This window comes from Micromonospora sp. WMMD975 (genome assembly GCF_029581215.1).
Taxonomy (GTDB): Bacteria; Actinomycetota; Actinomycetes; order Mycobacteriales; family Micromonosporaceae; genus Micromonospora.
This window is the reverse complement of record NZ_CP120739.1, coordinates 3302440-3321634: the sequence shown is the minus strand read 5'-3', so window position 1 is coordinate 3321634 and position 19195 is coordinate 3302440. Positions and strand designations below refer to the sequence as shown.

Below are 19195 nucleotides of genomic sequence, written 5' to 3'. Positions count from 1 at the left end.
AGTCACTTCCGTCCCCCGTCGGTCGTCGTCTCCCCGGTCACGGCGGCAAGCACCGCCGCCAACGCGGCGACCCGCGGCGGTCGCAGCACCCCCAGGTGGTCGCCGGCGACCCGGTGCACCCGGACGTCCCCGGCGGCGGCCCCGCGCCACCGCCGCACGTACTCCGCCGGCCGCAGGTCCAGCGCCGACTCGTGGTCCCCGGCCGCCACCTCGTCGCTGAGCAGCACGTCGACGCTGCCGGCGTAGGTCGGGAAGCGGTAGTCGAGCCGGGCCTGGAGCAGGTGCCGCCAGGCCCGCAGGCGGTGGGCCCACACGTCGCCCAGGTCGGCGTCGTCGACCCAGGCGTCGGCGTCGTCGACGAGCTCCCGGATGGTGGCCAGGAGGTCCGCCCGGCGGGCCGGGTCGGCGCCCTCGCCGGCCACGGCGGCGCAGACCCGCTCGGCGTCGCGCAGCCGGGCGAGCCGCGCGCCGACGCGAACCCGGTGCGCCTCCCGGTCCGCCGCCGCGTCGTCGTTCACCGGATCCAGCAGGATCAGCCGGACCTGCTCGCCGTCGGCGCGCAGCCTGCGGGCCATCTCCCAGGCGATTCCGCTGGAGGCGCACCAGCCGAGCAGGCGGTAGGGCCCGCTCGGGCGGGCCGCCCGCAGCTCGTCGAGGTAACGCCCGGCGATGGCCGGGACGTCCGCGGCCGCCACCGTGCCGTCGTGCAGCCCGGGCCACTCGAACGCGGCGACCGGCTGCTCGGCGACCGCGGCCAGCTCCCGGTACCAGTGCGCGCTGCCACCGCCGGGGTGCAGGCAGAACAGCGGCGTCCCCGCGCCGTCGCGGCGGAGCCACAGCAGCGCCGAGGCGGGCGACCGGTCCGGGGCGCCGGCGGCGGTCGCGATGCCGCGTACGGTGCGGTGGGTCAGGAAGTCCCGGAAGCTCAGGTCGATCCCGTCGGCCCGGCGCAGCCGCGCGATGACCCGCAGCATCAGCAGCGAGTGACCGCCGATGGCGAAGAAGTCGTCGTCGCGGCCGACCCGGTCCCGGTCGAGCAGGTCGGCCCAGGTCGCGGCGATGGCCTGCTCCACCGGTCCGCGGGGCGCGCGGTAGGGGAGGGCCGGCGCGGTCTCGTCCGGCGCCGGCGCCGGCAGGGCACCCCGGTCGATCTTGCCGTTGGGAAGGCGCGGGAACGCCGGCAGCACGGTGAACGTGGCCGGCACCATGTGGTCCGGCAGCACGGCGCCCGCGCGCCGCCGCACCTCGGCGGCCGTGCCCCCGGCGTCCAGGACCAGGTACGCGGCGAGCCGCCGGTCGCCGTCGCCGCCGGTCACCGGGTGTACCACCGCGCCGCGCACCCCCGGCTGGGTCAGCAGGACGTGCTCGACCTCGCCCAGCTCGATCCGGAAACCGCGGATCTTCACCTGGTGGTCGCGCCGGCCGAGCACCACGATCCGGCCGTCCCGGTCCCACCGGCCGATGTCGCCGGTGGCGTAGAGCCGCGCGCCGGGCGTCGCGCCGTACGGGTCGGGCAGGAACGCGGCGGCGGTGGCCCGGGGCCGGCCGAGGTAGCCCTGCGCCAACCCGTCGCCGCCGACGAAGATCTGCCCCGGCACCCCGGGCAGCACCGGCGTGAGGTCGTCGTCGAGCAGGTGGACTGTGGTGTTCGCGGCCGGCGTCCAGACCGGCGCGTCGGGGCCGGAGAGGCGGGAGCCGAAGCAGAAGACGGTCGCCTCGCTCGGGCCGTAGTTGTCCCAGACCTCGGCGCCGTCGGCGGCCAGCCGGCCCACCAGCCCGGCGTCGACGGCCTCCCCGCCGGAGAGCACCCGGAACCCGGCCGGCGGGGTCCAGCCCGACTCCAGCAGCATCCGCCACGTCGTCGGGGACGCCTGCATGACGGTGGCCCCGGTGCGGCGCAGCAGGTCGGCCAGGGACACCGGGTCGCGGGCGTCGTCCTCGCTGGCGAGCACGAGCTGACCGCCGCAGCCGAGTGTGACGGCGAGCGCGAGCTGCGCCACGTCGGTGGAGACGGGCACCACCCCGAGCACCACGTCGGCGGCGCTCAGCCGCAGGTTGCGGCGCATCGCGGCGGCCCGGTCGGCGAGCGCGCCATGGGTCGCCACCACGCCCATCGGCCGGCCGGTGGAGCCGGAGGTGTGCACCACGTACGCCACGTCGTCCGGGTGCGGCTGCCGGAGCGGCGCGCCGTCGTCGCCGCGCTCGTCCGGCTCGGGCGTCAGGACCGGCCGCCCGCCGTGCCGGCCGACGTGCTCCGGACCGGCGACGACCGCCCGGACATCGGCGTCGGCCAGAACGGCGGTGACCCGGGGCAGGGGATCGCGACGGTCGACCGGCACCCAGGCGGCGCCGGCCGCGGCGATGCCGGCGACCGCCGCCAGCAGCTCCGGTGACCGGGGCAGGCAGACGCCGACCCGGTCGCCGGGGCGTACCCCGGCGGCCCGCAGCCGCGCCGCCCACGTCCGGGCCCGGCGGTGCAGGTCGCGGTAGGTCAGCCGGTCGTCGGCGGTGCGCGCCGCGACGGCGTACGGCCGCTCGCCGGCCTGCTCGGCGACGAGCTGGTGGAGGCCGCGGACGGTGACCGGCGTCCTCGGCCCGGCGCCGGCCGACAGCAGCCGCGCCCGCGTCTCCGCCGGCAGCAGGACCCGGGTGGCCGGGCCGTCCGGGTCGGTCGCCATGGCGGTCAGCGCCGCCCGGTACATGCCGGCCAGCAGGTCGCAGTGCCGCCTGTCGATCCGCGCGGCCTGGGCCATCATGACCAGCGCCCCGCCCAGCGTGGACACGGCGAAGGGGAACTCGTTGGGGCTGACGTCGGTGCTCGCCTCGGTGTCCACCGTGACCCGGTCCAGCACGTGGAAGTCGAGGTAGTTGAACGCGACCTCGTGCAACCGGCCGCCGGCGCCGAACAGCCGCTGCATCTCGGCGAGCGGATAGCGGCGGTGCGGCCAGAGCGCCACCTCCTCGGCGAAGACCGCCCGGACCAGGTCCCGCCAGCTGCCGGTGGCCGGCGGCGCCACCACGGGCACCGGGTTGAGGAACATCCCCCGGACCAGGTCGCCGCCCTGCGCCTCGGTGCGGCCGTTGCTCACCAACGCGCCGTGGAACGCGGTCGTGCCGGTGGCCTGCCGCCACACCGTGAGGTGCGCGGCGAGCAGCACGCTCTTGAGCGAGGCGCCGGCCCGCTTCGCCAGCTCGCGCAGGCCCGCCTCGACGTCCCGGTAGGGCACGTGCACCGCGCACGTCCCGGTCGCGGCCGGGTCGCCCCAGGCCGCCGGGATGGTGAGCCGCTCCACGCCGGCCAGCCGTCCGGCCCAGAAACCCCGGTCGGCCGGGTCGGTAACGCTGTGCCGTTCCTGGGCGACGAAGTCGGCGAACCGGACGGTGGTCGCCTCGGGCGCGGGCGGCAGATGCCCCGCCCGGTGCGCCCGGTAGCCCGCCAGCAGCTCCGAGACCAGGGAGTTGTGGCTCCACCCGTCGAGGATGGCGTGGCACTCGGTGAGCGACAGGTACCACCGCTGGTCGGTGACCCGGTGCGCGTGCACCCGGATCAGCGGCGCCCGGCCGAGGTCGAAGACCCGGACCCGTTCCCGGCGGCGGAACCGGTCCAGGTGGGCCCGCTGCTCGTCGGCCGGCATCCCGCGCAGGTCGTGGTGGGCGCACTCGGGCGTCGCGGCCCGGTGCACGAGTTGCACCGGCTCGGCGAAACCGGCCAGGTCGAACGAGGTGCGCAGGATCTCGTGCGCGGCCACCGCGCCGTCGACGGCCGCCCGCAGCGCCGCCGGGTCGAAGTCGCCGGTGTCGCGCACCAGGTAGCTGGTGACGTTCTGGTAGGGCCGGTTCTCCGGGTCGGCCAGCAGCTCGTAGACCATGCCGGCCTGGGCCCGCGCCATCGGGTACGCGTCGACGACGCCCGCCGGCACCCGGGCCCGGTCGTCCGGGTCGAGCAGCGCGAACGGCGGGGTGCCCACCCGTTCGGCGGCGTGCTGGCCGGGCCCGCCGGCGAGCAGCTCGGCGATGCTCTGGTGGCGGAACAGGTCCTGCACCGAGTAGCCGAAGCCCCGGTCCCGCAGCAGGCCGACGAGGCGTACCGCCCGGATGGAGTCGCCGCCGAGGGCGAAGAAGTTGTCCCGGACCCCGACCAGGTCGACGCCGAGGACCTGGGCCCACAGTCCGGCCATCGCCATCTCCGCGGCGGTGGCCGGCGGCCGGTACTCCTGCCGCTGCTCCGGGCGGGCCTCGTCCGGCGCCGGCAGGGCCCGCCGGTCCACCTTGCCGTTGACGGTCAGCGGCAGCTCCGGCAGCACCGTCAGCACCGCCGGCACCATGTAGGCGGGCAGCCGCTGGGACAGGTGGGCCCGCACCTGCGGCACGGTCACGGTGTCGGTGCGCGGCACCAGGTAGCCGACCAGCCGGTGCTCGCCCGGGCCGGTCTCCTGGACGGTGACCACCGCCGCCTTCAGGTCGGGGTGCGCGCCCAGGCACGCCTCGACCTCACCGAGCTCGACCCGGAAGCCGCGGATCTTCACCTGGTCGTCGAACCGGCCGAGGAACTCCAGCTCACCGCCGGGCATCATGCGCGCCTTGTCGCCGGAGCGGTACAGGCGGGCGCCGGGCGCGCCGAACGGGTCCGGCACGTACCGCCGGGCGGTCAACGCCGGCCGGTTGAGGTAGCCACGGGTGACCCCCGGCCCGCCGACGCAGATCTCCCCGGGCACGCCGAGCGGCACCGGCTGCAACCGGTCGTCCAGGAGGTGGACGGTCAGGTCGGTGAGGGGACGCCCGATCGGGCTGCGCCGCCGGTCGAGGTCGGCGACGGTCAGGGCGCGGTAGGTGCTGTGCACCGTGGTCTCGGTGATGCCGTACATGTTGACCAGTCGGGGCGTCTCGTCGCCGAACCGCTGCCACCAGGGGCGCAGGGACTCCACGTCGACGGCCTCGCCGGCGAGGATCACCAGACGCAGGCAGAGCCGGTCCAGGTCGCCCTCGCCCCGCTCGGCGAGCTGGATCAGGGAGCGGAACGCCGACTGGGTCTGGTTGAGCACGGTGACCCGCTCGGCGGCGAGCAGGTCGGCAAGTTCCCACGGCGACCGGGAGACCTGGTACGGCACCACCACGAGCCGGCCGCCGTGCAGCAGGGCGCCCCAGATCTCCCAGACCGAGACGTCGAACGCGTACGAGTGGAACAGCGCCCACACGTCGTCCGGCCCGAACCGGTACTCGGGCTCGGTGCCGGTCAGCAGCCGCACCACGTTGCCGTGCGTGACCTGCACCCCCTTGGGCTGCCCGGTCGACCCGGAGGTGTAGATGACGTAGGCCAGGTCGTCGGGGTGGGCCGGCACCGGCGGCGGGTCGCCCGGCAGCGCGGCGATCCGGGCCGCCTCGGCGGGGTCGTCGAGGACGATCACCTCGTCGTCCGGTTCGGTCGGCGCCCGGGTGGCCAGGGCGCGGTCGGTGACGAGGACGTGCGCGTCCGCGTCGCGCAGCAGGAAGCCCAGCCGCTCCTGCGGGTGGTCCGGGTCCAGCGGCAGGTAGGCGGCGCCGGCCTTGAGCACGCCGAGCACGGCCACCACCAGGTCGAGGCCGCGGGGCAGGCAGACGCCCACCAGGTGCTCCCGCCCGACGCCGGCCCCGCGCAGCCGGTGGGCCAGCCGGTTGGCGCGTTCGTCCAGCTCGCGGTAGGTCAGCCGGTCTTCGCCCGCGGTCAGCGCGACCGCGTCGCCGCGGCGGCGGGCCTGCTCGCCGAAGCGTTCGTGCAGGCACGGTCCGGCCGGCGCGGCGCCCGCCGGCGGCCGGACCACCTCGGCCAGCGCCGGGCCGTCGAGCATCGGCAGGGCGCCGACCGGGCGGCCCGGGTCGGCGACCGCCGCCTCCAGCAGCCGCCGGTAGATCCGGGTCATCCGGTGGATCGTCGGTTCGTCGAACAACGCGTACGGGTAGGTCACCTCGCCGCCGAACGAGCCGTCCGGGCGCTCCTCAAGCGTCCAGCCCAGGTCGAACTTGGCGCGCCGGGACCGGACCGGGACCAGTTCGCCGGTGACGCCGGCGGCCTCGAACCGGGCCGGCTCGTTGTTCTGCAACGTCAGGTTGACCCCGGTCAGCGGATGGGTGGCCAGGTCGCGGTCGACGGCGAGGGCGTCGACGATCTGCTCGAACGGCACGTCCTGGTGGCTGTAGGCGTCGATCGCGGTGCTCCGGGCCCGGTCGAGCAGCTCGGCGAAGGTCGGGTCGCCGGCCAGGTCGGCGCGCAGCACGAGCATGTTGACGAAGTGACCGATCAGGTCGTGCGTCTGCCGGCGGGTGCGGCCGGCGATCGGGGTGCTCACCGCGAAGTCGTTCTGCCCGGTGCAGCGGGCCAGCAGCGTCCAGAGCACCGCCAGGTGGAGCATGAAGGGGGTGGCCCGGTGCTCGCGGGCGACGACCCCCGCCCGGCGGGCCAGGTCGGCCGGGACGTCGAAGCGCACCGTGCCGCCGGTGTCGTCCCACACCGCCGGGCGGGGACGGTCGGTGGGCAGCTCCGGCGCCGGCAGGTCGCGGAGCTGCCGGGTCCAGTAGGCGACGCCGTCCGGGTCGGCGGGGTGCGCGCGCTGCCAGGCGGCGAAGTCGGCGTACTGCAACGCGGGCGGCTGCGGGTCCGCGCCGGCGCACAGCGCGGCGAGGTCGCGGACCAGCAGGTCGCAGGACCAGCCGTCGATCGCGATGTGGTGCAGCAGGACGGCGAGCACGTGCGTACGCGGCCCGGAGCGGATCAGCCGGGCCCGCAGGACCGGACCGTTCGCCAGGTCGAACGGCCGCAGCGCCTCGGCCTCGAGCAACGAGTCCAGCGCGGACTCCGGCGCGCCGCCGAGGTCGACGAACTCCAACGGCACCGGGCCGGGCGGGTCGATGCGCTGCACCGGCTCGCCGTCCGCGCCCTCGACGTAGCGGGTCCGCAGGATCTCGTGCCGGGCGACGAGGCGGCGCAGCGCGTCCCCGAGGTCGATCTGGGAGAGGTTCCCGTCCAGGCGCAGCGCGATCGGCACCACGTAGTCGGCGCCGCCGGGACGGATCCGGTCGAGCACCCAGAGCCGGCGCTGGGCGAAGGACAGCGGCAGCACACCGTCGCGGGGGACCGCGACCACGTCGGGCAGCCGGTCACCGTCGGGCTTCGGGTCGGACGCGCGGGCCCGCAGCCGGTCCCGCAGCAGCCGGGCGCCGGCCCCCTGCGGCGGGCGGATCGCCTCAGCACTCATGCTCCACTCACTCCCATCCCGGCGTCGGTCGACCCGTTGTCGCCGTCCAGACTCTCGGCCAGCCGTTCCAACATGGCCGCCTGCGCGCTGACCGTGGTCGCCTCGAACAGCGCCCGCAGCGGGATCTCCAGGCCGAACAGGTCCCGCAGCCGGGCCAGCAGGCGGGTGGCCAGCAGCGAGTGCCCGCCGACCGCGAAGAAGTCGTGCTCGACGCCGACCGACGGCAGCCCCAGCACCTGCGCCCACGCGCCGGCGATGGCCTGTTCGACCTCGGTGCGCGGGGCCACCTCGGCGGCGGAGTCGTCCACGTCGGCGGCCGACGGCGGTGGCAGCGCCGCCCGGTCGACCTTCTTGCTCGCGTTGAGCGGCAGACGGTCCAGCGTCACCCAGGCGCCCGGGAGCATGTAGTCCGGCACCCGGTCGGCGAGGTGGCGGCGCAGCAGCGCCGGGCTGGGCGTGGCGCCCGCGTGCGGCACCACGTAGGCGACCAGCCGCCGGTCGCCGTCGTCGCCGTGCACCGCCGCGGCGGCGGCCCGCACCTCGGGGTGGGTGGCCAGCGCCGCCTCGATCTCGCCCAGCTCGATCCGCAGGCCGCGCAGCTTGACCTGGCCGTCGACGCGGCCGACGAACTCCACCGTGCCGTCGGCGGCCTGCCGCACGTGGTCGCCGGTGCGGTACAGCCGCTGCCCGGGCAGCTCACCGAAGGGGTCGGGCACGAACCGGTCGGCGGTCAGTCGCGGCCGGTCGTGGTAGCCGCGGCTGACCCGCTCGCCGCCCAGGCACAGCTCACCGACGAAGCCGGTGGGCACCGGCCGCAGGTCGTCGTCGAGCACGTACGCGCGGGTGCCGGGGACCGGCCGGCCGATCGGCAGCGGCGTCCGGCCCGGGGTCACCTCCGCCGCCGACACCGGATGGGTCAGCGAGACGATGGTGGCCTCGGTGGGCCCGTACGCGCAGACGAACCGGCCGGGTAGCTGCGCCGCGTGCCACAGTCGGGCGTCCTCGTGGGTGACCACCTCGCCGCCGACGTGCACCAGCCGCAGCCGGCTCAACCGCGGATCCCGGTGCCGCACCCCGGCCATCACCTCGCGGTAGTAGGCCGGGGTGAGCAGGACGTGGGTGATCCCGGCGGCGGCGAACCGGTCGGGCAGCTCCGACGGCGCCCAGAACTGGGCGTCGCTGATCACCACCGTGCCGCCGACCAGCAGGATCGCCCCGAGCTGCTCCATCGCCAGGTCGAAGGTGAGCGCCGAGAGCAGGACCGCGCGGTCGGTGTCGCGAAGCTCGCTGACCTCGGCGATCATCCGGCAGTGGTGGGTGTACGAGGCGTGCGGCACCATCACCGCCTTCGGCCGGCCGGTGGAGCCCGACGTGTAGATCATGTAGGCGAGTCGGTCCGGGTCGCCGGCCGGCAGGTCGCCGGGCAGGTCACCCGACGCGGCGTCCTCCGCCGATCCGGTCTCGCCGACGACCACGACCGGCGTGCCGTCGACGTCGATCCGGTCGGCGACCCGCTTCCCGGCGACCACGGCCGCCGGGCGCAGGTCACGCAGCAGGACGGCCAACCGCTCCGGCGGCTGACCGGTGCCCAGCGGCACGTACACCCCGCCGGCGCGCAGCACGGCGAACAGCACCACCGGCACCGCGAGCGACCGGTCGAGCAGGACGGCGACCGGTCGCTCCGGCGCCACGCCGGCACCGCGCAGCCGGTGCGCCAGGGCGGTGGCCTGCCGCTCCAGCTCGGCGTAGGTCAACCGGCCGGCGGGGCTCTCCACGGCCACCGCGTCCGGGGTGCGCCGCACCTGCGCCGCGAACGCCTCGTGCAGGCACTCCCGGTCGACCGGCTCGGCCGGCGGGTTCCAGCGCCGGGCCAGCTCCCGCCCCTCCCGCTCGCCGAGCAACGGCAGCCGGCCGACGGGCGTTCCCGGCGCCGCCGCCGCGCCCGCCGCCAGGACACCGAACTGGGCGGCCATCCGGCGGGCGGTGTCCGCGCCGAACAGCGCGGTCGCGTACTCCAGTTCCAGGCGGTACCCGCCGTCCGGCTCGGCGGTCAGGGTCAGGGTGAGGTCGAACTTCGCGGTCCGGCGCCCGGTGTCCAGACGGTCCGCGCGCAGGCCGGCGAGCCGGAGCCCGTCGCCCGCCGCGTCGTCGACCACCATCATCACGTCGCACAGCGGCGAGCGGGACAGGTCCCGCGGCGGCGCCAGCTCCTCCACCAGCCGGTCGAACGGCAGCTCGTCGTGGGCGAACGCGTCCCCGGCGTGCCGCCGGACCCGGCCGAGGAGCGTGGTGAGGTCCGGGTCGTCGTCCAGGTCGACGCGGAGCACCACGGTGTTGACCAGCAGGCCGACCAGGTCCTCCAGCTCGGGGCGGTGCCGACCGGCGACGACGGTGCCGATCGGCACGTCGACGGTCCCGGCGTGCCGACCCAGCAGCGCGGCGAAGACGGCGAGGAAGGTCACGAACGGGGTCGCGCCGCAGCGCCGGCCGACGGCCAGCAGCGGGCGCGCCACCTCGGCGGGCAGCCGGGCGTCCACAGTGGCGCCACGGCCGTCGCGGACCGGCGGGCGCGGCAGGTCGGTCGGCAGCGCGAGCGGGGACAGCCCGGCCAGCCGCTCGCGCCAGAACGCCACCTCGGCGGTGACCGTCTCGTCGGTCAGCCGCGCCCGCTGCCACACCGCGACGTCGGCGTAGCGCACCGCGGGCGGCGGCAGCGCCGCCGGGCGGCCGGCGAGCCGGGACCGGTACGCGGCGGACAGGTCGCGGGCCAGCACGCGGTCCGACCAGCCGTCGCCGGCGATGTGGTGCATGACGAGGACGAACACGTGGTCGTCCGGGCCGAGCCGGATCAGGTGCGGCGAGACCGGTGGCGCCGCCTCCAGGTCGAACGGCCGGTCGGCCAGGGTACGCACCAGCGCGGCGAGCCGGTCGTCACGCCCGACGCGGTCGGCGACCGGCGGCGCCTCGGTCACCGGCAGGCGGACCGGCCGGGCCGGCTCGACGACCTGCGCCGGCGTGCCGTCCGGGCCGGCCGGGTAGCGGGTGCGCAGCACGTCGTGGCGGGCGACGACATCGGTGAGCGCCGCCGCCAACGCGTCCGGGTCGAGCCGGCCGGCGAGCCGCACCGCCCAGGTCACGTGGTACTGCGTGCCGTCCGGGTCCAGCCGGTGCAGGAACCACAGCCGCTGCTGGGCGTGGGACAACGCGGCCGGCCCGTCCGCCGCCGCGCCGGCGATGCCACCGTCGACGGCGGGCGCGGCCCGGTCGGCGTAGCGGGCCGCCACGGCCGCGACGGTGCGGTCCTCGAGCACCGCGCGCACCGAGACGGCGGCGCCGAGGGCCGCCCGCAGCCGGCCGGCGAACCGGATCGCCAGCAGCGAGTGGCCGCCCAGCTCGAAGAAGTCGTCGGTGACGCCCACCGTGTCCAGCCCGAGCACCTCGGCGAGGATCGCCGCGACCGTCCGCTCGGTGGGGGTGCGCGGCGCGACCAGCTCGCCGCGCCGGTCGAAGCCGGGCTCCGGGAGCGCGGCCCGATCCACCTTGCCGCTCGTGGTCAGCGGCATCCGGTCCACCGGCACGAACACCGACGGCACGTACGGCTCCGGCAGCCGGGCCAGCAGGAACGCGCGGATCTCGGTGTGCGCCGGCGGCGCGCCCCGCGTCACCAGGTAGGCGGCGAGCCGGGCCTGCCCGTCCGGCCCCGGCCGGGCGACCACCACCGCGGTCGACACCGCCGGGTGCCGGGCGAGCACGGTCTCCACCTCGCCCGGCTCCACCCGGACGCCACGGATCTTGACCTGTTGGTCGGTGCGCCCGAGGAACTCCAGGGCGCCGTCGGCGCGCCGCCGGGCCAGGTCACCGGTGCGATAGGCCCGGGACCCGGGCGGCCCGTACGGGTCCGGCACGAACCGCTGCGCGGTCAGCCGAGGCCGGCCGAGGTAGCCGCGGGCCAGTCCCTCGCCGGCCACGTGCAGCTCACCGGGTACGCCGAACGGCGCGACCGACCCGTCGCCGGCGAGGACGAACGCGCGGGTGTTGTCGAGCGGCGCGCCGATCGGCACCGGCCCGCCGGCCGGCGCGGCGTCGTCGTACTGCCACGCGGTGACGTCGATCGACGCCTCGGTCGGCCCGTACGTGTTGACCAGGGTGACCGGCAGCCGGCCGGTGAGCCGGCGGGCCAGGTCGTCGGCGAGCGGCTCCCCGGCCGAGAAGAGCAGCCGCAGGCTGACGCACCGGTCCAGGGTCGGCTCGTCGGCCAGTGGCCGCAGGAACGACGGCACCCCCTGCAACACGGTGACCCGGTGCCGCGCCACCAGGTCGACGACGGTCGCCGGGTCGCGCTCGGCGCCGGCCGGGGCCAGGACGACCGCGCCGCCGCTGACCAGCGGCGCGAGGAACTCCCACACGCTGGCGTCGAAGCTGACCGACGTCTTCTGCAGCATCCGGTCGTCCGGCCCGAAACCGTATCGCCGCACCGCCCAGAGCACCCGGTTGCGGATGCCGCGGTGCGGGACCGCCACGCCCTTCGGCGCGCCGGTCGAGCCGGAGGTGTAGATGACGTACGCGATCGAGTCGGGGTCGGTACGGTCCGGTGCGGTCGCCGCCCGGGCCCGGATCTGCGCGCGTTCGGCGGTCAGGTCCAGGGTGGGCACCTCGGCGCCGAGCGTCGCGGCCAGGCCGGGCGGTGACCCGTCCGCGGTGAGCAGCAGCCGGGCGCCGGCGTCGCGCAGCATCAGGGCCTGCCGCTGGGGCGGGTGCGCCGGGTCCAGCGGCAGGAACGCCGCGCCGGCCCGCAGCACGCCGAGCAGCGCCACGACCAGGTCGGGCCGGCGGGGCAGGCACAGCCCGACGACGTCGTCGCGGCCGATGCCGGCCGCCCGCAGGTGCCGGGCGAGCCGGTTGGCGGCGGCGTCGAGGTCGCCGTAGCGCATCCGCTCGTCGCCGTACTCGACCGCGACCGCCCCGGGCGTACGGGCCGCCTGCTCGGCGACGAGTTCGGGCAGGCCGGCGTCGGGGCGGGGCCGGTCCGGCCCGTGACCGTGCGCGACGACGGCCCGGTGTTCGGCGGCGTCGAGCATCGGCAGCCGGCTGATCGGCAGGTGGGGCGCCTCGGCCGCGCCGGCCAGGAGGTGGCCGAAGCGCCCGGCGATCCGCTCCACGGTGCTCCGGTCGAACAGCGCGGTCGCGTACTCGATCTCGCCGGTCAGGCCGCCGTCGGGCTGGCGGGTCACCTCCAGGGTGAGGTCGAACTTGGCGGTGTGGGTGGGCGTCGGCTCGACGGTGACGTCCAGGCCGGGCAGCGCGAACCGCTCGTCGCCTGCCTCCCGGTAGGCGAACAGGAGGTCGAACAGCGGATTGCCGGAGCGGTCCCGCTGCGGGGCCAGCTCCTCCACCAGCCGATCGAACGGCAGTTCCTCGTGCGCGAACGACTCGGCGGCGACGTCCGCGACCCGGCCGAGCAGCCCGGCGAACGAGGGGTCACCGGCCAGGTCGGCGCGCAGCACCACCGTGTTGACGAAGAAGCCGACGAGCTGCTCCACCTGGGCCGTGGTGCGCCCGGAGGTGGGCACGCCGACGGTCACGTCGGTGCGTCCGGTGTGGCGGGCGAGCAGGGTCAGGAAGACGGTCAGGCAGGTCATGAAGCCGGTGGCGCCGGCGCGGCGACCGACCTCGTCGAGCCGCCGGACGACCGTCGCCGGCACGGTGAACCGCACCAGGTCGCCGTGCGCGTCGCGCAGCGCCGGCCGGGGCCGGTCGGCCGGCAGGTGCGTCGGCTCCGACCCGGCGAGCCGCTGCCGCCAGTAGTCGAGCAGCCGGTCCAGCTCCGGCCCGGTGAGCCGGTCACGCTGCCAGACGGCGAAGTCGGCGTACTGGGCCGGCAGCGGCGCCGGCGTCACCCCCCGGCCGGCGTCCGCCAGCTCTTCGGCGATCAGCCCCATCGACAGTCCGTCGACCGCGATGTGGTGGATGACGAGCAGCAGCACGTGCTCCCGCGGGGTGACCCGCAGCAACCGCGCCCGCAGCACCGGCCCGGCGGCCAGGTCGACCGGGATCTCCACCTCGGCGCGCAGCACGGCGGCCGGGTCGGCGTCCTCGGGCGTCAGCGCGATCCGCGCGGGCGGCGGGTCCACCACCTGGGCCGGCTCGCCGTCGGGCCCGGCGACGTAGCGGGTGCGCAGCACCTCGTGTCGGGCGACGACCCGGGTCAGCGCGGCGGACAGCGCGTCGGGGTCCAGCTCGCCGCGCAGGCGCAGCGCGGTCGGCACCAGGTAGTCGACGCCGTCGCCGACCTGGTCGAGGAACCACAGCCGTCGCTGCGCGAAGGACAGCGGCAGCGGCCCCGACCGGTCGGCGCGGGGCAGCGCCCGTTCGACCTCGACCGGCGACGGCTGCGGCTCGGCCTCTTCGCCGTCGTCGTCGAACATCCGCTCGACCAGGGCCCGGGCCCGCTCGGCCACGACGGTGGCGAGCGCGGCGACGGTCTGCGCGGCGAACACGTCGCGCACCGTCACCGGGGCGGGCAGGCGGTCGCGCAGCCGGGCCGCCAGCCGGGTGGCCAGCAGGGACTGCCCGCCGAGGTCGAGGAACCGGTCGTGCCGGCCCACCCGGGCGACCCCGAGCACGTCGGCCCAGACCGCGGCGATCACCCGCTCGGCGGGGGAGGCCGGCGGCTCGTACCGTGTGCCGGCCTCCTGCGGTGTGGCCAGGTGCGGCAGGGCCTGCCGGTCCACCTTGCCGCTACCCAGCAGCGGTAGTTCGGGCACGATGCCCCAGAGCGTCGGCACCAGGTGGGCGGGGAGGCGGTCGGCCAGGTGGGCGCGCAGCCGCGCGGGGGTGGCGTCGGCGGTGGCGGGGACCACGTAGGCGGCGAGCCTCGGCGCGCGCGGATCCCGGTGGTCGGCCACCACGGCGGCGGCGCGGACCGCCGGATGCGCGGCGAGGACGGCCTGGGCCTCACCCGGCTCCACCCGGTACCCGTTGATCTTCACCTGGTCGTCGCGCCGGCCGACGTACTCGATCGTCCCGTCGCCACGCCGCCGGGCCAGGTCACCGGTGCGGTAGAGCCGCGCGCCGGGTCGGGCGGCCCACGGGTCGGGCCCGAACCGGTCGGCGGTCGCGCGGGCGCGGCCCAGGTAGCCGCGGCCCACCCCGCAGCCGCCGACGTGGATCTCGCCGACCGCGCCGGCCGGCACCGGCCGCAGCGCCTCGTCGAGCAGGTGGACGGTGACGCCGGGCAGCGGCTCGCCGATCGGCACCGGCCCGTCGCCGACCGCGACGGCGGTGGTGACGTGCGCCGCGCAGGCGACCGCCGTCTCGCTCGGCCCGTAGCTGTTCACGATCCGGGTCGCCGGGGCCTGCGCCGCCCAGGACGCGAGCCGGTCGCCGTGCAGTGGCTCGCCGCCGATCACCAGGCAACGGGCCCCGCCGGTCGCCCCGGGCGCGGCCGTGGCCAGCAGGTCCAGGTGGGTGGGCGTCAGCTTGACCATCGCGTACGGGGTGCCGGTGGCCGCCTCGGCCAGCGCCGGCGCGAGGGCGTCCACGCCGGGTTCCTCGGCGAGCAGGCGCACCGGCTCGCCGGCCGCCAGCACCGGGAACAGCGAGGTCACCGCCAGGTCGTACGCGATCGAGGTGTGCAGCGGCGAGCCGCCGCCGCCCGGCGGCAGCAGCGTGGCGCTCGCCCAGCGGGTGTAGGCGGTCAGGCCGCGGTGGGTGACCAGCACGCCCTTCGGCTGCCCGGTCGAGCCGGAGGTGTAGACCACGTAGGCCAGGTCGTCCGGGTCGACGGTGACCGGCACGGCGGTGTCCGGCAGACGCCGCAGGGCGGCCCGCTCGGCCGGCGCGGTCGGGTCGAGCTGCCGGACGCCGGCGGGCAGCGGCAGCCGCTCGTCGGCGGGGCCGAGGAAGACCACCGGCCGGGCGTCGGCGAGCGCGCGGGCCTGCCTCGGTCCCGGGTCGCGCGGGTCCAGCGGCAGGTACGCGCCGCCGGCCTTGACGACGGCCAGCAGCGCCACCACCAGGTCCGGGGTCCGGGGCAGCCGCACCGCGACGATCCGGTCCGGCCCGACGCCCAGCCCGAGCAGCCGATGCGCCAACCGGTTGGCCCGGCGGTCCAGCTCGGCGAAGGTGAGGCTCGGGCCGTTGCCGGTGACCGCCACGGCGTCCGGTTCGGCGCGGCCCGTGACGAGCTGGGCCACCGTCACGGCGGTGTCGTCCGGCGCGGGCCACGGGGTGACCGCGGGCGTCGGTTGTCCGGGCGCCAGCCGGTCGACCGGGGTGGCCGGGGCGTCGGCGACGGTCGCCAGCGCCCGGACGTACCCGGCGGCGAGGGCGGCGACGAGGTCCGGGTCGAACCGGGCCGCCGCCACGTCGACCCGGCCGGCGAGTCCGCCGTCGGGACGCGGGGTGAGGTGCCAGCTCTGCTCCGCCTTCACCTCGCGGTGCGGCGGCGGCTCGGAGCCCGCCGGCAGCGCCTCGTCGTGTGTGGTGAACAGCACCGTGAACAGCGGGTTGCGCAGCGGGTCGACGCCGGCGGCCCGGTCCGCCACCACCTGCTCGAACGGCACGTCGGCGTGCGCCCAGGCGGCGAGCGTCCCGTCGCGTACGGCCGAAACCAGGTCGGTGAAGGCCGGCGCGCGGTCCAGGTCGGCGCGGAGCACGACGGTGTTGACGAACAACCCGAGCACGTCGTCCAGCTCGGGGCGGTCGCGGAGCGAGACGGGCACGCCCACGGTCACGTCGGTACGGCCGCTGTGCCGGGCCAGGACGGCGAAGAAGCCGGCCAGCAGGACATGGAACCGGGTGGCGCGTTGCCCGGCGGCGATCTCGTCGAGGCGGGCCACCACCGACGCCGGGACCTCGAAGCGCACGCCGGCGCCGCTGCGGTCGGTCGGCCGGCGCCGGTCGGCGGGCAGCTCCGTCGCCCGGGCCCCGGCCAACCGCCGGCGCCAGAAGTCCAGGTGCCGCGCGGCGCGCTCGCCCCGGGCCGCGGCGTGCTCGCGGCGGGCGTGCTCGGCGTAGCGCAGCGCCGGAGCGGGCCGGCTGCGGCCCGCGCAGCCGTCGACGATCTCGTCGGCGAGCAGCCGGGCGCTCCGGTCGTCCACGGCGATGTGGTGCAGCATCACGAGCAGCGTGTGCCGGCCCGCCGGGTCGGCGAGCAGGCGCCACCGCACCGGCGCGGCGGCGGCCAGGTCGAACGGGCGGGCCGTCTCCTCGGCGAGGACGTCGGCCAGGTCGGCGCGCTCGGCGCGCAGGCGCACCGGCGTCGGCGGGTCGACCACCTGGACCGGTTCGGCGTCGGCCTCGACGTAGCGGGTCCGGAGGATCTCGTGCCGCTCGACCACGGACGTGACGACGCGCTCCACCCGGTCGGCGGGCACGCCGGCGGGCAGCGGGATCGCCAGCGGCTCGTGGTAGGCGCTGCCGTCCGGGTCCCGCTGGTGCAGCAGCCACATGCCGCGCTGCGCGAACGACAGCGGCGCGGGCCCGGTCGCCGGCCCGGCAGTCGGCCCGGCCGTCGGCGCGTCGGTGGCCGGGACCGGGCCGGCCGCCAGCCGACGCGCCACCTCGGCGACCGTGCGGCCGTCGAACAGCGCCGCGACCGGCACGTCGGCGCCGGTCTCGGCCCGCAGCCGGCCGGCGGCCCGGGTGGCGAGCAGGGAGTGCCCGCCCAGGGCGAAGAAATCGGCGTCGGCGTCGGTGACCGGGCGGCCGAGCGTCTCGGCGAAGACCCGGGCGACAAGTCGTTCGGTGGCGTCGGCCGGGGACCGGTGCGGGGCGTCGTCGGCGCGGTCGTCGTGGTCGTCCGCCTCCGGGTCCGCCGGCACGGTCAGCGCCGAGCGGTCGATCTTGCCGTTGGCGGTGGTGGGGAAGCGGTCGAGCAGCACGAACCGGGTGGGGACCAGGTAGGGCGGCAGCAGCCGGGCGCAGTGCCGGCGCAGCGCCCGCGGCCCGGGCGGGTCGGTCGGGTCGGTCGGGCGCAGCCAGGCGACCAGCCGGGGGTCGCCGGCGTCGTCGTCGACCGCGCCGACCACGGCCGCCGCCACTCCCGGCTGGTCGACCAGGACGTTCTCCACCTCGGCCGGTTCGATCCGGAACCCGCGGATCTTCAGTTGGTCGTCGGTGCGGCCGAGGATCTCGAGGCTCCCGTCGGCACGCCGACGGGCCACGTCCCCGGTGCGGTAGAGCCGGGCGCCCGGCTCGGCGGCGTACCGGTCGGGCAGGAACCGGTCGGCGGTCAGCGCGGGCCGGCCGACGTAGCCGGCGGCCACGCCCCGGCCGCCGACGTACAGCTCGCCGGGCGCGCCCGTGGGCACCGGCTCGAGGTCGTCGTCGAGCACGTACAGGCTGGTGTTGGCGACCGGGGCGAACTCCCGCGCGGCCGGGCCGGTGAGGCGGGCCGCCGACGACCACACGGTCGTTTCGGTCGGCCCGTAGAGGTCCCACAGGTCGACACCGGCGTCGAGCAGCCGGCGGGCCAGCTCGACCGGGAGCCGTTCGCCGCCGCAGAGCGCGGTGAAGCCGGCGGGCGGCGCCCAGCCGGCGTCCAGCAGGAGCCGCCAGGTGATCGGGGTGGCCTGCATGACGCGGGCGTCGGCGCGCGCCAGCAGCGCGGCCAGGCGCTGCGGGTCGCGGGCGTCGGCGCCGGTGGCGACCAGCACCCGGCCGCCGACGAGCAGGGGCAGGAACAGTTCCAGCACGGCGATGTCGAACGACACCGTGGTGACGGCCGGCAGGACCGCCCCGGACGGCAGCCCGGGGCGCTCGCGCATGGACCACAGGAAGTTGGTCAAACAGCGGTGGGTCACCAGCACGCCCTTGGGCCGGCCGGTCGACCCGGAGGTGTAGACGACGTAGGCCGCGTCGTCCGGCCCGGGTCCCGGGCCCGCGTCGGCGTCGCCGGCCGCCGGCAGCCGGTCCAGGCGGACCTCGACCGTTCCCGGCGCGGCGCGCACGCCGTCCGGGCCGGCGGTGACCAGGACGCCGACGCCCGCGTCGGCGAGGATGTGGGCCAGCCGTCCGGCCGGGTGCTCGGGGTCCAGGGGGACGTAGGCGGCGCCCGCCCACAGCACGCCCAGCAACGCCGGGACCAGGTCCGCGTCGCGGGGCACGGCGACGCCGACCCGGTCCCCCCGGCGCACGCCGAGTCCGCGCAGGTGCGCGGCGAGCGCTCGGCTGCGGGCCACCAGCTCGCGGTACGTCAGCCGCCGGGTGCCGTCGTCGACCGCCACCGCGTCCGGCGTATCGGCGGCCTGCCGGGCGACCAGCTCGGGCAGGGTCCGCTCCGGCACCGGCGTGCCGGCCGTCGGCGTGACCAGGGCGCATCGCTCCGCCTCGGGCAGCAGCGCGAGCCCGCCCAGCGGCGCGTCGGGGCGCGCGTCGGCGTCGTGCAGCAGCGTGGACAGGCGGGCCGCGAGGCGCGCGGCGTCCTCGGCGGTGAACAACGCCCGGGGGTACGCCAGCTCGCCGGTGGGCCGGCCGTCGACGCGCCGCAGGCGCACCACGAGGTCGTACCGGTCCACCGGCGCGGCGCCGGGCCCGTCGGTCACGTCGACGAGCACCCCGACCCCGGCGGTGTCGTCGGTGGCCCGGCGCGCCGCCTCCCCGGCCCGCCGCGCGGCCTCCGCGAACGGCAGCCGGCGGGGCAGGTCGAGGGCGAGCGACAGGCGACGGTCCCCGGTACGCAGCGCGAGCGTGCCGGCCCACCGGCCGGCGTGCCGGGCGAGCAGGGTGTGCACCGCGGCGGCGGCCACCGCGCCGGTCGCGACGCGGTCCCGCCCGCCCAGCGACCCGGGCACCGCGAACGGCACGGTGCCCGTGCCCGCCGGCCGGTCGACCGGCCGGCGGCGGGTCGTCGGCGCGGGCATCGGCAGGGCGACGTCGAGCCGGTCCGGTTCGTCGGCCCGGCCCGGCCCCGCCGGGGGGACCTGGGCCGATGCGGGGGTTGCGCTCATCGTCACCTCGACTCG

The 19195-nt window shown here is 77.3% G+C and carries 2 protein-coding genes; both read right to left on the bottom strand.

All coding sequences use genetic code 11. The features are described from left to right. Positions 1–2: 2 nt before the first annotated feature. On the bottom strand, positions 3–7229 hold the full coding sequence (locus O7613_RS14230; protein WP_282294362.1) for a non-ribosomal peptide synthetase: 7227 nt from the start codon (positions 7227–7229) through the stop codon (positions 3–5). Further along, a complete protein-coding gene (locus O7613_RS14225; protein ID WP_282294360.1) occupies positions 7226–19180 on the bottom strand; it encodes a non-ribosomal peptide synthetase in 11955 nt (3984 codons plus the stop codon). The genes O7613_RS14230 and O7613_RS14225 overlap by 4 nt, the downstream gene beginning before the upstream one ends. Positions 19181–19195 lie beyond the last annotated feature (15 nt).